Source organism: Pseudomonas sp. LBUM1678, from assembly GCF_059695575.1.
This window is the reverse complement of sequence record NZ_CP166775.1, coordinates 5,396,350-5,416,385: the sequence shown is the minus strand read 5'-3', so window position 1 is coordinate 5,416,385 and position 20,036 is coordinate 5,396,350. Positions and strand designations below refer to the sequence as shown.

General features: G+C 59.9%; 17 protein-coding genes. 3 read left to right on the top strand and 14 right to left on the bottom strand.

Features of this window, described 5'->3' with window-relative positions; all coding sequences use genetic code 11:
* Positions 1 to 78: 78 nt before the first annotated feature.
* Complete coding sequence (locus tag ACA070_RS24605) at positions 79 to 3,432, bottom strand: hypothetical protein (RefSeq protein ID WP_497448683.1); 3,354 nt, start codon at positions 3,430 to 3,432, stop codon at positions 79 to 81.
* 259 nt (positions 3,433 to 3,691) lie between these two features.
* Between ACA070_RS24605 and ACA070_RS24600 the strand changes: the two genes are divergently transcribed.
* A complete protein-coding gene (locus ACA070_RS24600; RefSeq protein WP_497448682.1) occupies positions 3,692 to 4,726 on the top strand; it encodes an alpha/beta fold hydrolase in 1,035 nt (344 codons plus the stop codon).
* Between the two features lie 183 nt (positions 4,727 to 4,909).
* Here the strand turns inward: ACA070_RS24600 and ACA070_RS24595 are convergent, their stop codons facing one another.
* Together ACA070_RS24595 and ACA070_RS24590 are read right to left on the bottom strand one after the other, a co-directional pair.
* The gene (locus ACA070_RS24595; RefSeq protein ID WP_497448681.1) at positions 4,910 to 5,269 is read right to left on the bottom strand and encodes a DUF6124 family protein; all 360 of its coding nucleotides are present in this window, start codon (positions 5,267 to 5,269) and stop codon (positions 4,910 to 4,912) included.
* A gap of 401 nt (positions 5,270 to 5,670) precedes the next feature.
* Positions 5,671 to 6,606 (bottom strand): IS110 family transposase, encoded by a 936-nt coding sequence (locus tag ACA070_RS24590; protein WP_497447458.1) that lies wholly within the window; start codon positions 6,604 to 6,606, stop codon positions 5,671 to 5,673.
* A 402-nt stretch (positions 6,607 to 7,008) separates the two neighbouring features.
* Here ACA070_RS24590 and ACA070_RS24585 point away from each other — a divergent pair, with 402 nt between their 5' ends.
* Entirely contained in the window at positions 7,009 to 7,674 is a 666-nt protein-coding gene (locus tag ACA070_RS24585) for a DsbA family oxidoreductase (RefSeq protein ID WP_497448680.1), read from the top strand.
* 132 nt (positions 7,675 to 7,806) lie between these two features.
* On the opposite strand, the gene ACA070_RS24580 is transcribed toward ACA070_RS24585, so the two are convergent.
* From ACA070_RS24580 to ACA070_RS24555, 6 genes are all read right to left on the bottom strand, one after another.
* A complete protein-coding gene (locus ACA070_RS24580; protein WP_497448679.1) occupies positions 7,807 to 9,195 on the bottom strand; it encodes a sigma-54-dependent transcriptional regulator in 1,389 nt (462 codons plus the stop codon).
* On the bottom strand, positions 9,185 to 10,957 hold the full coding sequence (locus ACA070_RS24575) for a sensor histidine kinase (RefSeq protein WP_497448678.1): 1,773 nt from the start codon (positions 10,955 to 10,957) through the stop codon (positions 9,185 to 9,187). The genes ACA070_RS24580 and ACA070_RS24575 overlap by 11 nt, the downstream gene beginning before the upstream one ends.
* Complete coding sequence (locus tag ACA070_RS24570; RefSeq protein ID WP_497448677.1) at positions 10,954 to 12,081, bottom strand: GNAT family N-acetyltransferase; 1,128 nt, start codon at positions 12,079 to 12,081, stop codon at positions 10,954 to 10,956. Before ACA070_RS24570 ends, ACA070_RS24575 begins: the two co-directional genes overlap by 4 nt.
* Positions 12,082 to 12,318: 237 nt before the next feature.
* The gene (locus tag ACA070_RS24565) at positions 12,319 to 13,212 is read right to left on the bottom strand and encodes an alpha/beta hydrolase (protein WP_497448676.1); all 894 of its coding nucleotides are present in this window, start codon (positions 13,210 to 13,212) and stop codon (positions 12,319 to 12,321) included.
* The gene (locus ACA070_RS24560; protein ID WP_497448675.1) at positions 13,209 to 14,603 is read right to left on the bottom strand and encodes an aspartate aminotransferase family protein; all 1,395 of its coding nucleotides are present in this window, start codon (positions 14,601 to 14,603) and stop codon (positions 13,209 to 13,211) included. Before ACA070_RS24560 ends, ACA070_RS24565 begins: the two co-directional genes overlap by 4 nt.
* The gene (locus ACA070_RS24555; protein WP_497448674.1) at positions 14,596 to 15,294 is read right to left on the bottom strand and encodes an MtnX-like HAD-IB family phosphatase; all 699 of its coding nucleotides are present in this window, start codon (positions 15,292 to 15,294) and stop codon (positions 14,596 to 14,598) included. Before ACA070_RS24555 ends, ACA070_RS24560 begins: the two co-directional genes overlap by 8 nt.
* A gap of 231 nt (positions 15,295 to 15,525) precedes the next feature.
* On the opposite strand from ACA070_RS24555, the gene ACA070_RS24550 reads away from it, so the two are divergent.
* Entirely contained in the window at positions 15,526 to 16,287 is a 762-nt protein-coding gene (locus ACA070_RS24550) for a MipA/OmpV family protein (protein WP_497448673.1), read from the top strand.
* A gap of 142 nt (positions 16,288 to 16,429) precedes the next feature.
* On the opposite strand, the gene ACA070_RS24545 is transcribed toward ACA070_RS24550, so the two are convergent.
* The 5 genes from ACA070_RS24545 to aauR all read right to left on the bottom strand — a co-directional run bounded on the left by ACA070_RS24545 (position 16,430) and on the right by aauR (position 20,021).
* On the bottom strand, positions 16,430 to 16,828 hold the full coding sequence (locus ACA070_RS24545; protein WP_176457759.1) for a DMT family transporter: 399 nt from the start codon (positions 16,826 to 16,828) through the stop codon (positions 16,430 to 16,432).
* A 10-nt stretch (positions 16,829 to 16,838) separates the two neighbouring features.
* Positions 16,839 to 17,213 (bottom strand): DMT family transporter, encoded by a 375-nt coding sequence (locus ACA070_RS24540; protein ID WP_461955497.1) that lies wholly within the window; start codon positions 17,211 to 17,213, stop codon positions 16,839 to 16,841.
* A complete protein-coding gene (locus ACA070_RS24535; RefSeq protein ID WP_497448672.1) occupies positions 17,210 to 18,130 on the bottom strand; it encodes an arginase family protein in 921 nt (306 codons plus the stop codon). The genes ACA070_RS24540 and ACA070_RS24535 overlap by 4 nt, the downstream gene beginning before the upstream one ends.
* Before the next feature lie 272 nt (positions 18,131 to 18,402).
* On the bottom strand, positions 18,403 to 18,732 hold the full coding sequence (locus ACA070_RS24530; RefSeq protein ID WP_497452017.1) for a GlpM family protein: 330 nt from the start codon (positions 18,730 to 18,732) through the stop codon (positions 18,403 to 18,405).
* Between the two features lie 8 nt (positions 18,733 to 18,740).
* A complete protein-coding gene (aauR, locus tag ACA070_RS24525) occupies positions 18,741 to 20,021 on the bottom strand; it encodes a two-component response regulator AauR (protein ID WP_497452016.1) in 1,281 nt (426 codons plus the stop codon).
* Between the last annotated feature and the right edge of the window lie 15 nt (positions 20,022 to 20,036).

Below are 20,036 nucleotides of genomic sequence, written 5' to 3'. Positions count from 1 at the left end.
TGGATCGGTGACGATCAGCGGGTTCTCCTTTCAAATTACGAGCAAACGACGATTTAAAGCCGGCTCTTTTACGTTGCGCTAGGCATGTGTCGCGTTAGTGAGTTGTTGCACAATTATCAACAAAATCAGGGAGTCGTTTCCATCCGCTGAAGATTGATGGTTGTGAATCTCAAATGTCGCGCTGTTGTTGTTGGGAGCAGTAAACTCACCGACCAGATCATGCTGCACGAGCCTCGGTGGTGTCACTCCAGGAGTCTCCAGAAGATTGATGATCCGTAAGTTAAACAGAGGGTTTTGACGTCCTCCCGATCCTGTGGCGTTCATCACACGAGCCGTAAATCGATACCTCGCCCCTGTGGCCAGCTGAAAGGTTTTATACAGAATTGCGCCCGCATGATTGTAACCCCCGGGTGTGATATTGAAAAAACCAACTTGTGGAGAGGGCAAAAGCCAGCCAGTTCTTCCTCCTGGGCCGATATTCCAGCCATTAAGGCTACCTACGAAGTTAGTAACATCATATAGATCGGGGCGAGTAGTAACGATCCAGTCGGGTGAGCTCTGCTGACCATCAGGCGTTTTCGCAGTCAGGCTATGTCTGCCCAATCCGATATTCAGGGTTTTCCTCCAGATCCCGTTTTCTTCCGATGTTGTGGTGCCTATCGATGTGCTTCCATCAAACAAATGGACGGTGCTTTTAGGTGTTGCGGTCCCCACGAGTTCAGGTGTTGTGTCGTCGCACGCCCCACCGTTGACAACTTGCCCGGTAATTGCCCCTTGATTGTCAATCAACTGAGTAATCATCGGCCTTGCCAGCATTTCCGATTTGATCGTCAGCTCCCGCACAGGGAAGAACGTATCAACACCACTCTTGTCGCTGAAATTTGCGATCGACAATCCACGAACCTGCGTGCCGTCTTTGAACAGTTTGAGCTGTTCCCGAGAGATGACTCCGCTCAATCCGGTGCTCACATGGTTGGCGGTGATCACCCCCTCGAACAGCATGATGACGTATTCGCTCCCGTCGGATTTTTGCCCACTCAGGGCCACCCGCATCCGGGTGCCGATGGCAATGAACAGCCAGGCAATCAGCGTCCAGTGAGCATCGCCTGTAAAGTTGTTGAGGTTCAGGACCTTGTGATCCGGCGCCTCCTTGATGGTCATGCGCGGGTAGTTGATGTCTTCATTGGCAATGGACGTGACTTCATATTTGGTGGGCGCAGAACTTTGATCATGTATGCCTTCCTGCGTCACGACATACCAAAAGGACATGAATGTGCCCATGTTGGCGGGGACGGCGGTCAGGGGCAGGGTGAAGGTCAGTGTCCCGCTGGCGCTTCCTTGAAGTGTCGCAAGCACCGGGCTGCCGAAACCATCACGCCCTTTGACGAAGAGGGTGACACGGTGGGTGGGGTCCATCCCGGTGTAGGTGACTTTGACCGTGGCAAGTTTCTGAGTGTTTTGCGGATTGATAAGGTTGCCAGGTGAGGCCTGTATCAACTCCGGCGGTAGTAGCAACAAGGCTTTGGCGCCGATTCGCAGCACCAGTTCGGGGGCGGTCAGAGGCAGTTCCCGGTTGCGTTCGATGTACCAGTCCACTGTGATGACTAGATTGAGCAGTGAGTTGATGAGCTCGTAGGCCAATCTGAATTCAATGTCTTTGTCGAGATGGGCCGCGGCAATGAGCAACGAGTCTGCAAAAACAAGATTGCCGTCAGGCCCCCGTACTTCCAGGTGAACCGTGTCGCCGATGCGCGTGTGGCCTTTGGCCGGGCAAATGGCTGGGGTGCCGAAAGGAATATCCTTCGGATCGAGCACGCCGTTTTCATCTTTACCGACATCGACGATGTTCAGGACATTGGTCACTAGGTCGATACGCAGACGACTTATGAAGGACTCCAGTGGCGCGGCATGCCTGATGCCGGTGACGGTATAGGACAGCCGGACGGAACCGTCCTGATAGGTATCAAGGTGCGTGGTTTCCCAGTCAAAGGGTACGACGATGCCGACCCCCGGAATCACCATGGCCTGCGTGACAAACCGTTCGTAAGTTTGCAGTCGGGTGGTGCCGCCGGCGCTTGTACTCAGGCAGGTCAGTGTCACCTTGTCACCGACCGCGAGGCCTTCGATTTCGGGGCCGGCATAGACGACCGTCTCGGCCAGATCTGGCGACAGGACCGCCCCGTGGGCTTGCGGCGCAGTCGGCGCTGGAGCCCGGTATTTTTCGCCGATCAATCTAGGGGAATAAGGGTAAGACGGCGTCCGTTCTGGCGAACCCGACACCATCCTGATCCTGTGGTAGCTCAGTTTTATCGTCGTCGGGGCGAGTTTGTTCACGAGTTCAAAAGGGATCTCGAATGTCACGACACCCGCCTTGTAGTCGAGTGGACCAAAGACTTTGCTGTACCCGGTAGCGGCGTCGTAAAGGGTCAACTCCACTGTATCGCCAGCGACGGCGTCTGCACGTCGCACCAGTACGTCAACCTCCATGGGCCCACCGTCGAGATCGTCGATCGCCAGGACATCGTCATTGGCGAGACGCACTGAAGGCGCTTCAAGATAGGTCGTGTCCGGTTCCAGCGTACCCACACCGACGTTGGACGTCAGGCTGCTGTTGTGTACCTGGTCATGGATTTTGTAACTCACCAGCAGCGGGTCGGCAGGGCCGATCAGCTTAAGGATCGCGGAAGACACAAACACCACAATGTCCTGACCGACTTGCCCGGCATCGATGACGAACTCGACGATCTGGTTATCGATCGTCAGAACAATCCGGTCTCCCATGGTCATGACTGGCCAGGCCGGGATGATGAAGTCAACGCCGGCTTCCACCATCTCCTTATCAATCACCGCCGGGAAGCGCGGAGCTTCCAGAGGTACGCGTTCGCGGGTGTTGCCGGTTGGATCGAGGCTGTCCGGAAAGGTTGGCTTGAACCATACGGTGATCTCTTCTGAACGTTCCGGTCCACCGCCACTGGTGCGTTCGACGGTGTACCACGTCAGATGGATGCCAGGTTTTTCGACGGCCGTTCTGGGAATGAAACTGACGATGTCCTCGTTGTTGTGATCCCTGGGGACGATTTCGGTCTTGATCAGTGTGCCTCGATCCGTCGGGTCCGGGACCTGACCGGGCTCAAGGCGTTTGCCCATGTACAGGCGTAGGGTGTCAAACGCCTCCATCAGGGGATAAGAGGGGAAAAGAACCCACCATCCAAGCCCGGGACCTGCGGTCTCATCCGCGTTGACCCCATGGGAGGCGGTGGGGTAGTCGACCACGTGCCAACCGGGGATCAGGATGGGGAATATCCTGAGTGCTCCATCTTCTGTGAACAGGCCCTGCGACCTGACTTCGGCAAACGGGTCGACGGGTTTTTGCGGGCTTTCTATTCTCAGCTCGGCCAGTTGTTCTGGTGTGTAAAAAGAAAAAGCAGTCACGGTTATTCTCCGACTCGCACGAAAAGCGCACGAACCGGGGCGGCAAGGCGCGTCAGAGACTGATTGAAAGCTCAAACTTGCAGGCTGGCTACTGTCAGAAATAACAGGTTCAGACTGTTTTCTGACCAGCGGTAGCCGTCGATGCTTCACACGACCGTTCAGCACTCTTCATCAAACTGTCACGTAACTGTGGCAGCGCGCTTGATCAAACTTCATCAGACTCGCGCTCTACTGGGGTTCTGCGTTTCGGTGTTTTTTCATGCGTGCACGATTTTTATCAACAGCGGCCTTCCTGGCCGCGTTGTTGTTTGGATTACCGTCTTTCGCGGCGTCTCGTTGCGATGTCAATGTTCCAACCCAACAGGCCGATCTGGCGCAGGTGAGCCTGGCGTACCAGAGCATCGGCCGTGCGTCCGACCCGGCGTTGCTGCTGGTGATGGGCCTGGGCGGGCAGTTGATTCACTGGCCGGACGAGGTGGTGGTCGCGTTGTGTCAGCAAGGTTTTCGGGTGATTCGCTATGACAATCGCGACGTCGGTCTCTCGACCTGGCGGCAAGCGCCCGCCGACGCCAACCTGACTTTCGAAGTGCTGCGCTACAAACTCGGTTTGCCGGTGGCGGCGCCGTACACCCTGACCGACATGGCGGACGACGCTTTTGGCCTGATGGATGCGCTGAAGGTTGAGCAATTCCACGTATTGGGCGCGAGCATGGGCGGGATGATCGCCCAGCATATGGCGGCGATGGCGCCGCAGCGGGTCGAGAGCCTGACCCTGATCATGACCAGCTCCGGAGCCGAAGGCTTGCCGGCGCCGAGCGCGGCGTTGGTGCAGTTGTTGTCGCGGCGTAGCGCGCCGAATCGCGAAGTGGCGCTGGAGCAGCAGGCGGATTTGCTGGCGGCGTTGGGCAGCCCGGCCGTCAGCGATGATCGGCAGGCGTTGCTGCATCAGGCGGCGCTGTCTTATGACCGCGCGTTCAACCCGGAAGGCGTGAAGCGCCAGATCATGGCGATCCTCGCCGAGCGCAGTCGTGTGGCGTTGCTTAACCAATTGCGCGTGCCGACGCTGGTGGTCCACGGCACGGCCGATCCGCTGTTGCCGGTGATGCACGGCGTGCACCTGGCGGCGCATATTCGCGGTAGCCAGTTGAAGCTGATTCCGGGACTGGCGCATCGATTCCAGGAAGCGTTCAAGGCGCCGTTGCTGGCGGCGGTGTTGCCGTACTTGCAGGCCCATCGCGAAGACACCTCGCATTGGGCGCAGATTGATCCGGTGCCAACCCCAAATCTCCTGTAATCCCCAATCCAGACTGTGGGACAAAACCCTGTGGCGAGGGAGCTTGCTCCCGCTGGGCTGCGAAGCGGCCCCAATCCTGCGTATGCGGTGTATCAGGCAAACCACATTGGCCGGTTTTACGACTGCTGCGCAGCCGAGCGGGAGCAAGCTCCCTCGCCACAAAGGCTCATCGCCCTCAGTTGGTTATGTCGGTGGAACGAGGTTGTCGAGCATCCGGTTCACCGCCAGTTCACCCAACATGACCGACTGCTGAATGCCGAGCACGGTATTGCGCTGCGGGCCTTCCATCAATGCCGCGAAGTCACTCAACATCACGCTCGCCGACGCAAGGGATTCACAGGCGTTGGCCAGCAGGGTTTCGTGATCGATGTCGGGGGCGATGGTGTAAATGGTGCTGGGCCGGCGTGGGGTGTCTTTGGGGATGACCGGTTTGAGGTAGTAATCGAGGGCGCGGTCGGCGGCTTCGTTGAGTTTTTTGGAGTCGGGGGTTTCGTAGGGGGAGACGTCGTCGGTTTCTGGGGGATTCGGAGTAATTTTGAACATTGAACTGGAGCTCCTGCTAGTAGAGCTGCAACTCATCTCGCTACTAAACGAATGGGTGGCAGCTGTGCGCAAGTTAGTAGACCGGCCTCCAGTCAAAACCGGCGCGCCCGAGGGCGCCATGCGCACAGCCACCATCAAGTGCAGGCAACTGCCTGACTAGATGACACTTATGCGACCGGAAAAAGCCGGGCTACTAAACCCGATCACTGGGAATCAGTGACACGAACCAAGTTACCGACGGCCCCCAAGGCGCACAAGCCGGCGGATTCTGACGTGGTTGTAGGCGACGGCGCAAGGCGCTGTAGCTTTCAGGAAGTAACCTTAAACAGAACTAAACACATCCCCAAAAACACCGTAAATCCCCTGTGGGAGATTCTATGTTGCCCGGCAACCCTGAATTCTCAGGCTGACAGGTATTCGCTCTGATTTTTCATCAGGGCAAATGCCACCCGACAGAGCTTTCGGGCCAAGGCGACCAAAGCCTGGGTTTTCGAGAAGCCTCTAGCCAGGTATGCCTCGTAAAACGGCTTCCATTTAGACGAGCGACACGCCGCCATTGCGGCGTTGTAAGCCAAACGACGAACCTCCGGATCTCCTTTTTTGGTCAGGTACCGCCGCCCATTCTTCTTGCCGGAATCGTCGACTGCCAAGTCCATTCCCAGGAATGCGATGAACGCATCGCTGTTCGCAAAATCGCCCCGCATAAAAGTCGTCGCTAACCCCGTTGCGGTCAGCTCCCCAACGCCTTCTATGGCTTTGCAGCGATCAATATTCGCCTCAATCCCTGCCTCTTTGCTGACCTTGCGCAGCAGTTTCTGAATAGCCTGATCCGCTTGCTTGAATGCCTTCTGCTGAGCGGCCTGCACTTTCTTCAACAAGGGTTCATTGGCCCAACTCAACATCAGCCCAGCATGGTTCTGGATCAGCGTTGCACGTCTATGGAGAAGGCTTTTCAGTGAGCTGTAGGCCTTGGGTGGCGGGCTCCAGACCCGCAGTTTGGTTTGTTCATTCTCCAAGTAACGCGCCAGCAAACGCGCATCGCAGGGATCATTCTTGGCTCGTTGTCCGACGCCACGGCGGTAATGACTTACCCGATAAGCGTCCACCACGTAGACCTGATGACCCATTTCATGAGCCAACTCAACCGTGTCCAGGTGGTAAATGTTGGTGGCTTCAACGGCGATAGCGCTTTGGGCGGGCAGGGTTTTAAGCCAACGTTTAAGGGTGGTTCGATCGTTCTTGATGTCTTGAATGATTTGCAGGTCGGTGCGATAGACAGCAATTTGGGCCTTGGCGATATCGATACCAACAACCGTCTGCGAAGTAAGGATTGTCATGACAAATCCTCGGAGCTAGGGTTTAAGTGCTTGTTGGGGTCTACCGTTGCGCTGGCTTGTCTCTATCGTCGGTTTACCGATGAATTCCTTATCGGCGCTTTGGGTAGAAGGGGCGGGACGAGAAGTCTCCCACGGTCTGTACTGGTCAGAGTCAGAATCGAGTCTGTAGTCCCGCCCACCCCTTCAAGTCTAAACATACAAGCGAGCCTGCTCGCGATGGCGTCGTGTCAGTCGCCATCTGCTTGACTGATACACCGCCATCGCGAGCAGGCTCGCTCCCACAGGATATGTGGAATGGCTGCCACCTCTGTTCCACAGGGGTTAGGGGAATGGCTGCCACCTCGGTCTCGTCAGGTGTATCGTTCAAACTTTCCGCCGCCTTTCCAGCCTGCGAGGTGAATGATGAGTACCCCTTTGAAAATCGATTTCGTCAGCGACGTGTCCTGCCCGTGGTGTGTTGTCGGCCTGTATGGCCTGACCCGCGCGCTGGAAGTGCTGCGTGATGAGGTCCAGGCCGAGATCCGTTTTCAGCCGTTCGAACTGAACCCGAAAATGGGGCCGGAAGGGCAGAACATCACCGAACACATCACCGAAAAGTACGGCTCGACCCCTGAGCAATCGCAGAAGAACCGCGAGATGATCCGTGCCCGTGGTGACGAGGTCGGGTTTGCGTTTCGCACCGATGGCAACAGCCGCATCTACAACACCTTTGATGCCCATCGGTTGCTGTTTTGGGCGGGGCTGGAAGGGTTGCAGTTCAACCTGAAGGAAGCGCTGTTCAAGGCGTATTTCACTGATGGCGGGAATCCGTCCGATCACGGTCAGTTGGCGCAGATTGCGGAAAGTGTAGGGCTGAACCGGCAGCGGGCGGCAGCGATTCTGGCGTCCGATGAGTTTGCCAAAGAGGTGCTCGAAGAAGAGCAGCTGTGGCTGTCGCGCGGGGTGAGCTCGGTGCCGACGGTGGTGTTTAACGGGCAGTATGCGGTGAGTGGTGGGCAGCCGGTCGAGACCTTTGTCGGAGCGATTCGGCAGATCATGAGCGAATCAAAAGGCGGGACCGTTAGCTGATCGAGCGGCGAGCCGAATAACTGTGGGAGCGAGCCTGCTCGCGATAGCGGTGTCTCAGTCAAGCAGAGGGTGACTGACACGACGCTATCGCGAGCAGGCTCGCTCCCACAGGGTTTTGTGTGTAGCTGGAAATTAGCGGACGATTTTGTCTACGTGGATGCCCAGTTTCTTCAAGCGATACCAGAAGCTGCGCTCGGAGATCCCGATCAACTGCGCCGCCGCGGCCTGCACGCCATTGCTCTGCGCCAGCGCCGCCAGAATGTAGGCCTTTTCGACCTCGGCCAACGCCGCCTCCAGGTCCGCCGGCACGTTGCCTTCGGTGACCAGGGCGCCGCTGCTACCAGAATTTGAGGCAAACAAATAAGCCGGCAAATCCTCCTCTTCGATCACCGCCCCCGACGCCACAATCGTCGCCCGCTCCACGCAGTTTTGCAGTTCGCGAATATTCCCCGGCCACGAATAATTGGCCATCGCCTGCAAGGCTTCCGGGCTGAATCCGGTAAAACGCTTGCCCGCCGCGGCACCCAGGGTGTGAGCGAAATGCCGGGCCAGTTGCGCGACGTCTTCAACCCGTTCGCGCAGGGCCGGCAGCGGGATCGGGAACACGTTGAGGCGGTAATAAAGGTCTTCGCGAAACTCCTTGTTGGCCACCGCGTCCAGCAGGTTCTTGTTGGTCGCGGCAATCACCCGCACATCGACCTTGCGCTCGCGTGGATCGCCCACCGGCTCGATCACCCGTTCTTGCAAGGCCCGGAGGATTTTCGCCTGCAAGGCCAGGGGCATTTCGCCGATTTCGTCGAGGAACAGCGTGCCCTTGTCGGCTTGCATGAAACGCCCGACGCGATCCGCCACCGCGCCGGTAAACGCGCCTTTGCGGTGGCCGAACATTTCGCTTTCCAGCAGCCCTTCGGGGATCGCCGCACAGTTGACCGCGACGAAGGGTTTGTCGGCGCGGTTGCCGTGTTTGTGGATCGCCCGGGCGACCATTTCCTTGCCGGTGCCGCTTTCGCCGGTCAGCAGAATCGTCGCGTTGCTTTCGCGCACCGAATCGATCGCGTGCAGCACCCGGCGAAAACTCGGGCTGTCGCCGATCAGACTGTCGATCTGCTGATGCTCGTCGAGCTCGGCGCGCATGCGCTGGTTGTCTTTGAGGATGTCGCGAAATTGCAGGGCCTTGCTGACGGTGATGTCCAGTTCATCGATGTCGAACGGCTTGGCGATGTAGTCGAAGGCGCCGTTGCGCATCGACTGCACCGCGTTTTTTACCGTGCTGTAGGCGGTCATGACGATCACCGGCAACTGCGGAAAACGGCTTTTGATTTCCGCCAGCAATTGCGGGCCGTCCATGCCGGGCATGCGCCAGTCGCTGATCACCAGGTCGATGTCCTCGCACTCCAGCACCTTGAGCGCGTGCAGGCCATTGCCAGCGGTGAACACCTGGATGCCGTTCTGACCCAGGGCCGATGCCAGCAAGTCGCAGAGCTTGGGCTCGTCGTCGACCACCAGTACGTTATGCGTCATCGCTGCCCTCGTCGAAATCTTCACCGTTGGCCGGAATGTACAGCGTGAAGGTGGTTCCGGCATCTTTTTCACTGACGCATTCGATGCGCCCGTCATGACTTTCCATGATCGAGAACACCTTGGCCAGACCCAGCCCGGTGCCCGAGGCCTTGGTGGTGACGAACGGCGTGAAGATCCGCTCGAGCATGTCCGGTTCAATGCCCTGGCCGGTGTCGCAGACGCTGATCACGGTGTAGTGCTCGTCGCTGCTGATGCCAACCGTCAGCCGCCCGCCGTCGGGCATGGCGTCGATGGCGTTGACGATTAGGTTCAGGCCGGCCTGCTTGAGTTGCCGTGCGTCGGCGTGAAGGGTCGCGCCGGGCGCCTGATCGTCGACTCGCACATCGATGTTGTGGCTGGCCAGTTCCGGGGCGCAGAAGCCGATCAGTTCATCCACCAGCGGCCGCGCCGCTTGGGTCGAACGCATCGGCGCGCTGGGCTTGGCGAAGTCTAGGAAATCGGTGATCAGGTCGTTGATGCGGCTGACTTCGCTGACCACGTATTCCAGATGACGCTTGTCGGTCTCGGGCAAATCAGCGCGCCGGTGCAGTAGTTGGGTGGCGGTTTTGATGATGCCCAGCGGGTTGCGGATTTCATGGGCCAGGCCCATGGCGACTTCGCCCAGCGCATGCAGACGGTCGCGGCGGCGCAGTTGCGATTCCAGGTGCTGCAACTCGGCGAGGCGTTCGCTCATGTGGTTGAACGTGCTGCTCAGTTCCGCCAGTTCGTCGCCGCCGGAGACCGGCAGGCGCTGGCGGTAGTCCCCGGCAATCACCGCTTGCACGCCTTTGGACAGCCCGCGCAACGGCTTGGTCAGGCGTTGGGAGACAAACCAGCCGACCGCCAGGGACGCCGCCGAGCTGAGCAGGAAAATCAGGATGAACAGGTTGCTCTGGTTCACCAGCCCGACCAGGCTGGTGTGGCGCAGCAGACCGCTGAATATCACACCTTGCAGCTCACCGTTTTCGTTGAGAATGGGCCGGTAGATGCCGCTGTAACGATTGGTGAATTGTTCGATCGGCTGCTTGGTGTTGCGCAGGATCTGTTCGATTTTCTCCGGCACGGCGGCCGGGTGATCTTCGAAGCGCTGGGTGGAGAAGATCTCCGAGAAGTCATTGGCCTTGGCCAGGTACAGCCGCAGGTCGAGGGAATGCACATCGGCGACGCTGGTGAGGAAACTGCTGTCCAGGTACGTGGCAACGACCAGTTTGTAATCGACGCCGTCCTGATCGGTCTCGAAGGTCGACACAACGGTGCCGGTGGCGACGCCGCCGACTTGCAGCGTTTGCAGCACCGCTTTGGGCTCGGTGCTGATTTGACGGACGATGTCATCGGCAGTGGTGCTGAACACTACTTTGTGATCGCTGTTGCGCACCAGCGCCACGACGTCGATGCCCATGGAGTCGGCGATGTCGCTGGTCAGTTTGTCGTGTTTGCTCGACAAGCGATCCGTGGGCGGGCGCGTGTAGCGCAGGAACAACTGCGCGGCCCGGGCGTTGTCACGCAGGATCTCGCTGATCTCGTCCTCGACGATCTTGGTCGATTCCTGCAGCCAGATCCGCACGTTGCTGTCGAAAATCTGCGACAGGGTGGTGGCCGCCAGTTCCGCGGCGATCATGGTCGGGATCACGCTGACCAGCCAGAACGCGAGCACCAGTTTGCGCTGCAGGCTCCAGCCGGAGAGGGCGAAAGGTCGGGCGGTGGCGCGTGGGTTTTTGATCATCGTGCTTCGCTTATCGCAGCAGCCATGGCGGAATCGGAACGGTCCGGTCGAATGAACATTTTCACCAGTCGCAGCAGGCTGTCGAGCACCCGGTTGCGGTGGCGGAAAAACACGGTGTTGCCGGTAAACGAGCAACCCAGGCGCAGCTTACTGGCATAGCCGGCCTGACCGCACGCGTAGATCGGGATGCCGTGTTCAATACAGTAGTCGACATTGGCCAGCCAACTGCGCACGTACAGGTTGTGATCGCGGGTTCGACTCAGGTCGTGGGCGAAGAATTTATCGACCAGGCGTTGCTCGTCCAGCAGCACCAGGTTGAACGCCACCAGTTCAGCGCCGACCCAGTAGAGCACGCACGCGGCGCGTTCATCGAGGTGTTCCAGGACCTGGCGAAAGTAGTCCGGCGGCAGGCGTTCGAAGGTCAAGTCGCTGCGCTCAAGTGTGGCTTCGTAAAGCGCCATCATTTGCGGGAGCAGGTCTTCGACGGAGCGCCGCCACTCGATGCGTGGACCTTGCCCGCGCAAGGTCCGGCGCAGGTCTTTGCGGGTGGATTTGCCGAGGGTGCCGAGGTACGCGTCCACGGAGCCAAAACGGATCGGCAGTTCGGCGCTGGGCAGACCGGGCATGCTTTGCAGGCCGGCCTCCTGGCACACCTTCAACCATTGCGGATCGCGGTGCGACGCGTCCTTGACCGCCAGCAGACCGATGCCCGCCTGATCGGCGTCGTTTCGCGCCAGGGTCAATAATTGCTCAAGCAAGGCCGGACGCCGGGCGGGGTCGATCTGCCGTGCGGTCCCGACATGGCACTGCTCGGCCACCGGCGAACCGAGGGCGTACAGCCGCACGTCGAACAGGCCCGGCCACCAGCGGCGCAACTGTTCGGTGACGCGTTTGCCCGACCCCTGAACCGTGGTGTCCAGCGAATACGCGGTGGTGAACGCCACCGCCGCCGCGACCAACACCTCGTCCTCGTACAGCGCCAGATAACGCCACTGAAAATCCGCGATGCCCGCCTGTTCAACGGCCCGGTAATAATCCCAGCCCTCCAGTTCAGCGGGGAAACAGTCATTCCAGGCTGTGCGGTCGATGGCTTCGATCGTCGAAAAGGCAAGGGCAGTGATCACATCGGTTCCTTAAAATTTACCCACGGGTTTCTCCATCGCCCGACTCCCACAACGTTGCGTCGTTACGCAATTTATGTAGCAGCTGGCGAAGCCTGCGTTCGGCTCGGTCCGCGCTCGGGCGCAGCAGTCGTAAAACCTGCTGGCGCGGTATGCCTGACACACCGCAGTGGCTGATTTCACGACTGCTTCGCAGCCGAACGCAGGCTTCGCCAGCTGCTACAGGGATCGTTGCGAGAGTCAGGCCAGTTGCCGGTAATCCTGGCGCACGGGTTGCGGGGCGGTTACTTGTTGCATGAACCGATGCTGGATGAAGTCCGCGCTCAGCTCCACGACACGCCGGTATTGCAGGTCGACGGTGATCATGTGGTAGCAATCGTCGAGCAGGATCTTCACCACCGGGCCGCCGAGTTTGCGTTCCACATAGTCGGCGTTCCAGCGGCTGGTGATGTCGTCTTCCCGTGAGTGCAAAACCAGCGCCTGAGTGGTGATCTGCGGCATGCGTTTTTTCACCGCGGCCACCAGCCGATGCAGTTCCCGGACACTCACCCCGGACATGGTCAGCAGCCCGGCATTGCTGCTTTCACCGGCCTTCATCTGCCGCTCGACGATGGCGCGCAAGCGTTCGTCCTTGATGCCGAACGGTGATTTTTCATTGAAGCGGCACAGGTGCACGCCATACGGAATCGCCATCAGCAACGGTGTGAGCACGGCGACTTTGGGCATGTTCCAGCCGTCGTAGCGCAGGGTCGTCGAGTACAGCAACATGCCTTCGATCTGCCCCGGATGCTCGGCGGCCAGGTACATCGCCAGCACCGCGCCCATCGACAAACCGCCGACAAACACGTGCTGGTGTTTGCGCCTAACACCGATGAAGGTGTTGCGCGCGCTCTCGTACCAGTCGCGCCAGCCGGTGGCTTGCAGGTCGGCGTTGTCCCCGCAGTGGCCGGCCAGGGTCGGCACGTAGACCGTGCAACCGGCCTTCGCCAGGCCCATGGCGACCCGACGCAACTCGGTCGGCGTGCCGGTGAGGCCGTGGATCAACAACACCGCAACCTCCCCGTTGCCGAGAACGAAACCGGCGCTGCCTTCGCCCATGTCGATCTCAGCTGCACTTGAAAAAAAGTCGTTCATCGTTTCATCGCCCGATGCAGCAGACGGTCGAGCAAGGCGATGCCCAAGTCGATTTCCGGGTAGCTGATTTCCAGCGACGGCGCGAGGGTGATCACGTTCTTGTAGTAACCGCCCACATCGAGGATCAGGCCCAGGCGTTTGCCGTCGATTTCGATGTCGCCCTTCATGCCTTCGTCGACCATGAAGTCGAGGGTTGCCTTGTCTGGCGTGAAACCGTCCGGCCCACAGATTTCACAGCGCAGGGCCAGGCCAAGACCGTCGACGTCGCCGATGATCGGGTAGCGTTTCTGCAAGTCTTTCAGGCCTTCGAGGAAGTATTTGCCCTTGTTCATGACCATCGCGCCGTAGTCGACTTCGCTGGTCATCTTGAACATTTCCAGACCCACCGCCGTGCCCAACGGGTTGGACGCGAAGGTCGAATGGGTCGAACCCGGTGGGAAGATTTTCGGGTTGATCAGCTCTTCCTTGGCCCAGATGCCGCCCAATGGGTTGAGGCCATTGGTCAGTGCTTTGCCGAAGACGATGACGTCCGGTTTGACGTCGAAGTGCTCGATCGACCACAGCTTGCCGGTGCGATAGAAGCCCATCTGGATTTCATCGACCACCATCAAAATGCCGTGCTGATCCAGCACATGCTTGAGTTCGCTGTAGAAGTTCATCGGTGGAATCACGTAGCCGCCGGTGCCCTGGATCGGCTCGACGTAAAATGCGGCGTATTCACTCTGGCCGACTTTCGGGTCCCAGACGCCGTTGTATTCGGTCTCGAACAGGCGGGCGAATTGCTGCACGCAGTGGCTGCCGTACTCTTCCTTGGTCATGCCTTTCGGGCCACGGAAGTGGTACGGGAACGGGATGAAATTGGCGCGCTCGCCGAAGTGGCCGTAGCGGCGGCGATAGCGGTAGCTGGAAGTGATCGACGACGCGCCGAGGGTCCGACCGTGGTAACCGCCCTCGAAGGCGAACATCAGGCTTTTGCCGTTGGTGGCGTTACGCACGACTTTCAGCGAGTCCTCGATGGACTGCGAACCGCCAACGTTGAAGTGCACGCGACCGTCGAGGCCAAATTTCTTCTTCGCGTCCACGGCGATCATTTCCGAGAGCTCGATCTTGCCTTTGTGCAGGTACTGGCTGGCGATCTGCGGCAGGGTGTCGATCTGCTGTTTCAGCGCGTTGTTCAGGCGCGGGTTGGCGTAACCGAAGTTGACCGCCGAGTACCACATTTGCAGGTCGAGGTAGGCCTGGTCTTCGGTGTCCCAGACGTAGGAGCCTTCGCAGCGGCTGAAGATGCGCGGCGGATCGATGTAGTGAACGGTGTCGCCGTAGGAGCAGTATTTGGCTTCCTTATCCAGAAGGATCTGGTCTTCAGGCGTAGCGATTCGAATATCAGACATGGTGGAAGCGTTCCTGTGTTTCTACGTTGAAAGAGGTGGCGTTGGCGGCTCGGGCGCTTGGCAGCAGAGCGAGCAACGCAGGCAGTTCGGCGAAGCTGTCGAAGCGCGCATAGGCGATGCCGTTGCGCTCGCAGTGCTCGGCCAGGCGATCCTTGGCGAACACGAAATCGGCGGTTGACGCCACGCACATGTCGGACTGGCCGTCGCCGATCACCAGCACCCGTTTGGTGCTGGGGGTGGATTTGCATTTGCAGTTGCCGGAGGCGGCGCGGCAGGCGTCGCTGGCATGCGGGAAGTCGATGCGCCAGCTCTGGTGGTCGATCTGCCGTAAGCGGTTGGCGAGGATCGGCAAGAGGCTGACGTAGTTGCGCGCCAGGATCCGGGCGATGCCTTGCTCGATGCCATCGCTCACCACTTCAAGGGAAGCGCCGAGGCCGATGACGTGGTCGACGAAGTCAGGGAAGTCCGGGTCGATCTCGATGGTGTCGAAGAACCCGAGCAGCTCGGAAGGTGTGGCTCTGACCAGCGAGAGCTGGCGGCTGAGGCATTCACGGGAACCGATGTCACCCGCCAGCCACTCGTTTTCGATCGCTTCCCAGCTCGGGTCGGCGAACCGTTGGAGGATGCTGTCGATCACGTCGGTGCGGGTGATGGTCCCGTCGAAATCACACACGATATGCCAGTCAATCATCTCAGTACCTCTCTTGGATAAAGCGAGCGCAGTACGCGCTGTTTGCGCTTGCCAAGGAGGTAGAGCAGGGACTGTGCCAACCGGGTTAGGCCCAGCGGGGCCGGGGTTCTGGCGTGTGTTTGTGTCGGCGAAGCTACAATTTTTGTAGGTCGCTACAAACAACATGAGTGCTTGCGCGAGAGGTGCGATTCGGGGATTGATGCGCGCATGTCCAGCTCAAGGAATTGCCTCATGTCGAGGATTACTGTTGCTCTATTCGCCGCGCTGACGTGCCTTTCGGCTAACGTTTCCGCGGACGGCATCACCGGTGAGGCAGGGGTTGGCCTCAGCTATCAACCTCACGATCCGACCGGTAGCCGCTACGAAACCCGGCCGGTGCCGTACCTCGATCTCGATTGGGGCGATGTCAGTCTCAGCACCGATGACGGGCTGACCTGGGATGCGTTGAAAGCCAACGGTTTCAGCGCCGGACCGTTCGTGAATTACCTGCCAGGGCGCACCTCCAACGGCGAGCTGCATGGCTTGCGCGATGTACCGGACATGGGCGAAGTGGGCGGCTACGTGCAGTACGCGCCGGCTGATTTCTGGCGAGTGTTTGCGTCGGTCGGGCAAGCGGTTGGCGGGCGCGGCGGGCAGGGCGGGGTGTTGGGGCGTGTCGGCGGGGAGGTGGGTTATCCGCTGGGTGGCGGGGTGATTGGCAGCTCTAATCTGACTGCGCATTTTGCTGATGCCCGGCAGAATCAGACGTTTTTTGGGGTGAGTGGTGAAGAGTCTCAAGCTTCAGGGATTCGGCCGTATAACGCGGGCGGTGGATTGCAGAATGTGGCGTTGACCCAGAGCTTCGAGTTCCCGCTGGCGCCGCAGTGGTCGTTGCTGACGAGCGCGAGCTGGATTCACCTGACGGGCTCTGCGGCGAACAGCAGCATTGTCAAAGAGGTTGGGGATACCAACCAAGGGGAAGTGCAGGCGGCACTGGCCTACAAGTTCAACTGAGCACTTGTGGCGAGGGAGCTTGCTCCCGCTGGGCCGCGAAGCGGCCCCCTGCAATCCTTCAGATCCACCGAGTTGCCCGAATTACGACTGCTGCGCAGCCGAACGGGAGCAAGCTCCCTCGCCACAGGAATTGCGGTGATTTTCAGGTTTCTTCACCCTCGGCCAGCAACGCAATCCCCCCCATAATCACCGCCACACCCACCCAGTGCAGCACGCTGATCTGCTCACCCAGGCCCAGCCACGACCCGAGCAAAACCCCGACAAACACCAGTGAACTCAGCGGAAACGCCAGGGATAAACTGCTGCGCCGCAAGATCAGCATCCATACGAAAAACGCGCCGATGTAGCAGGCAATCGCAAACCACACCCCCGGATTCACCGCCACGGCCAGCAGCCATTGCAGGTTGAAATCCATCTGCCCCAGCTGATCTCCGCCCACCTTGGTGGCGATCTGGCCGGCGCTTTCAAAGCCGATCAACAGCGCCCACAGCACCACCGTACCGAGGCGCTCATGCAGCCAGTCGGTCTTCCCTCTGATCATCGATTGAGCCTCATGCATGGGCGACACACACGAGCATCACGCCCGCCGTAATCACCAGGGTGCCGAGCCAGCGCCGCCGGCTGACGGTCTCGCCGAGGATCAGCTTGCCGGCCAGCACCACGCCGCAATACGCCAGCGCCGCCGCCGGAAACAACAGGCTCAGGGGCGCCCGGGACAGGGCTTCGAGCCAGACGAAAAATTCGATCACGTAAGCGCCGATCCCGCACCACAACAGCGGCGCGTTGAACACCTGGCCCCAGAACGCATTCAGCCGAAACCCGCCTTCGAGTTCCGGCAAACGGTCCAGGCCGAGCTTGAAACAGAGCTGACCGATGACGTCCAGCACGATGGAAAACGCCACCAGCACAATCACGGTGTAGGTCATGGGAACAGCTCCTCGAACACATCAATCAACGCCTGATTGGTCGCCGAGTTACGCAGCAGATCGGCTTCGCTCCAGCGTTCGGCCGGGGGCTGGTCAGACTTGGCTTCCCAGCGTTTGAGGGCGTTGCTGAAGGCCGGGCGGGCGTACTCGCCGCAGATGTCGATGCCAATGATTCGCTTGCTCGCCGCCAAGGCTCTGATGGCTTGCAGCAAATGGCTGAGGCGCATGCCGCCCTGGTCCCAATTGGTTGCCGCGTCCTCGCTGGCCAATACGTCCTTGTCTACGGTGATCCACACCGCGCGGGTGGGCAGGCTGGCGATCATTTGTTCGAGAAACACTGGCCAGTCGAGCTCCGCCAGATTGCGCCAGTGCAGCAGGTTTTCCTGCTGTTGATGGCCGGCGCCGTCACCGACTCGGCCCCATACTTTCGAGGGGGCGTGCTGCCACGGAAACAGCTGCAACACGCCGCGTTTCAGCGCCCGAACATTACCGCCCTTGAGCTGCGGATTTTGCAGGTCATCGCTGCACGGGCCGAGGGTGACGATGCGCTGGATGTTCGGCAGTTTCAGCGCCTGGTTAACCCACGAACCGCAATGCCGGCGCGGCGCGAAGCGGACCCAGTCGGGGTGGTTGTCAAAGTGGATCAGGCTCACCGGCTCCGGCAAATCGGTCAGGAACGCCGGGGTCAGGTGGTGGTAATCACCGGAGCCGACGAAGAAGATTTCCGGTTGCGGGCCGTTGTGCCGGGGCCGTTGCTGCAAGCGTTCGGCGAAGCGGCGCCAGGTTCGTTCGCTGGACCACAGGCGCAGTTTCGGGCCGAGGTCGAGCAAGTCGAGGCGTTTGGCACGGCCGCTTTCCAGTAGCCACTTGATGGGCGCCTGGGCAGTCAGGCTGTGGTCGAGATCTAAAATGTTCAAGGTCGCAATTCACCCTTGGCAGACCCTCCCAGACACCGGCTTCATCGATCATGAAGGCCGGCCGAGGGGGCTTTTGAGGGTAAATGCAAGGGACGGGCCAGCCACAAACTGCACTGGAATTCATTGTGGCGAGGGAGCTTGCTCCCGCTCGGCTGCGCAGCAGTCGCAAATCAGTTAAACAGGATTTACCTGTCAGAACGCGATTGCAGGTATTGGGGTTGCTTCGCAACCCAGCGGGAGCAAGCTCCCTCGCCACAGGGGATTGGGGGTGGTCAGGCGTGGAGGCGGACCCACACGGTGACGAGCACGGTGGCCGCCATCAACCACGCCACCGCCGCCACGGCGAGCGAAGCCTCCAGCCGCATGCGGTCAACCATCACATACAGCGTCGCCAGGTAAACGAAGTACGGAATGATCGACCACATCCCGAACACGATGGTGGTCTTCAAATCATCCAGCGAACGCCCCTTGCCGACGATGTAATGCGCAATCAACGCAAAGGTCGGAAACAGCGGCACCAGGCCTGCGATGTAATAGTTTCTGGTCTTGGCCAGTGCAGCCAGAATCACCACGACAGCCGCACCCAGCGCCGCTTTCAGAATCAGATCCATCAGTGGCTCAGCCCGTACTTTTTGACTTTGTCGAACAGCGTGGTCTTGGCCATCCCCAATTCCAGGCTGGCCTGGGTCAGGTTGCCGCCGCTGCGTTGCAACGCGTCGCCGAGCAAATTGCGTTCGAATGCTTCCACCGCTTCGGCGAAGGCCAGGCCCTGATTGCTGCCGCTGGCGCCGGACTTCTTGAACGCTGGCAGACCGAGGGCATAACGCTCGGCGACGTTGCGCAGTTCACGCACGTTGCCCGGCCAGTCGTGGCTCATCAGGTTCGACAGGGTCTGGTTGTCCAGTTCCGGCACGGCGCGGTCGAAGCGCAGGGACGACTGCTGCAGGAAGTGCTCGAACAATTGCAGGATGTCTTCACGTCGCTCGCGCAGGGGCGGCAGTTCCAGCGTTACCACGTTCAGGCGGTAATACAGATCGCTGCGAAACTCGCCGGCCTTGCTCGACTCATCAAGATCGGACTTGGTAGCAGCAATGACCCGGCAATCCACGGCCACGCTCTGGTTCGAACCCAGGCGTTCAAGGGTGCGTTCCTGCAACACCCGCAGCAATTTGATCTGCAAGGGCAGGGGCATGCTTTCGACTTCGTCGAGAAACAGGGTGCCGCCGTCGGCGTGTTCAATCTTGCCGATCCGCCGTTTGCCGGCGCCGGTGAAGGCATTGGCCTCATGGCCGAAAATCTCGCTCTCGAACAGGTTCTCCGGCAGGCCGCCGCAGTTCAGCGCGACGAACTGTTTGGTGTGCCGACGGCTGAAGTCGTGCAGGCAGCGCGCAACCAACTCCTTGCCGGTGCCGGTCTCGCCCTCGATCAGCACGTTGGCCGACGTATCGGCGACGTTGGCGATCAGTTCGCGCAGGTTCTGCATGGCCGGCGAGCGGCCAATGATCCGGCCTTCCAGGGAATTGCGCTCTGCCAGTTGCCGGCGCAACGAAGAGACTTCCCGGGCCAGGCTGCGTTGCTCCAGCGCGCGACGGGCGACGTCCACCAAGCGTTCCGGGGAGAAGGGTTTCTCCATGAAGTCATAGGCGCCTTTCTGCATGGCGCCGACGGCCATGGAGATGTCGCCGTGGCCGGTAATCAGCACCACCGGCAGGCTGCGATCCCGGGCCTTGAGTCGGGTCAGCAGTTCCAGGCCATCGATGCCAGGCAGGCGAATGTCGCTGATGACGATGCCGGCAAAGTTGTCGCCGACCCGCTCCAGCGCTTCTTCGGCGCTGCCCACGCCGACGCAGGGAATGTCTTCCAGGGTCAGCGCCTGCTGGCAGCCGAGCAGCACATGGGGGTCGTC

Excerpts from the sequence above, each read along its gene's own strand:
- ACA070_RS24600 (WP_497448682.1), top strand. The coding sequence starts at position 3,692 with ATGCGTGCACGATTTTTATCAACAGCGGCCTTCCTGGCCGCGTTGTTG.
- ACA070_RS24595 (WP_497448681.1), bottom strand. The coding sequence starts at position 5,269 with ATGTTCAAAATTACTCCGAATCCCCCAGAAACCGACGACGTCTCCCCC.
- ACA070_RS24590 (WP_497447458.1), bottom strand. The coding sequence starts at position 6,606 with ATGACAATCCTTACTTCGCAGACGGTTGTTGGTATCGATATCGCCAAG.
- ACA070_RS24585 (WP_497448680.1), top strand. The coding sequence starts at position 7,009 with ATGAGTACCCCTTTGAAAATCGATTTCGTCAGCGACGTGTCCTGCCCG.
- ACA070_RS24580 (WP_497448679.1), bottom strand. The coding sequence starts at position 9,195 with ATGACGCATAACGTACTGGTGGTCGACGACGAGCCCAAGCTCTGCGAC.
- ACA070_RS24575 (WP_497448678.1), bottom strand. The coding sequence starts at position 10,957 with ATGATCAAAAACCCACGCGCCACCGCCCGACCTTTCGCCCTCTCCGGC.
- ACA070_RS24565 (WP_497448676.1), bottom strand. The coding sequence starts at position 13,212 with ATGAACGACTTTTTTTCAAGTGCAGCTGAGATCGACATGGGCGAAGGC.
- ACA070_RS24560 (WP_497448675.1), bottom strand. The coding sequence starts at position 14,603 with ATGTCTGATATTCGAATCGCTACGCCTGAAGACCAGATCCTTCTGGAT.
- ACA070_RS24555 (WP_497448674.1), bottom strand. The coding sequence starts at position 15,294 with ATGATTGACTGGCATATCGTGTGTGATTTCGACGGGACCATCACCCGC.
- ACA070_RS24550 (WP_497448673.1), top strand. The coding sequence starts at position 15,526 with ATGTCGAGGATTACTGTTGCTCTATTCGCCGCGCTGACGTGCCTTTCG.
- ACA070_RS24545 (WP_176457759.1), bottom strand. The coding sequence starts at position 16,828 with ATGATCAGAGGGAAGACCGACTGGCTGCATGAGCGCCTCGGTACGGTG.
- ACA070_RS24540 (WP_461955497.1), bottom strand. The coding sequence starts at position 17,213 with ATGACCTACACCGTGATTGTGCTGGTGGCGTTTTCCATCGTGCTGGAC.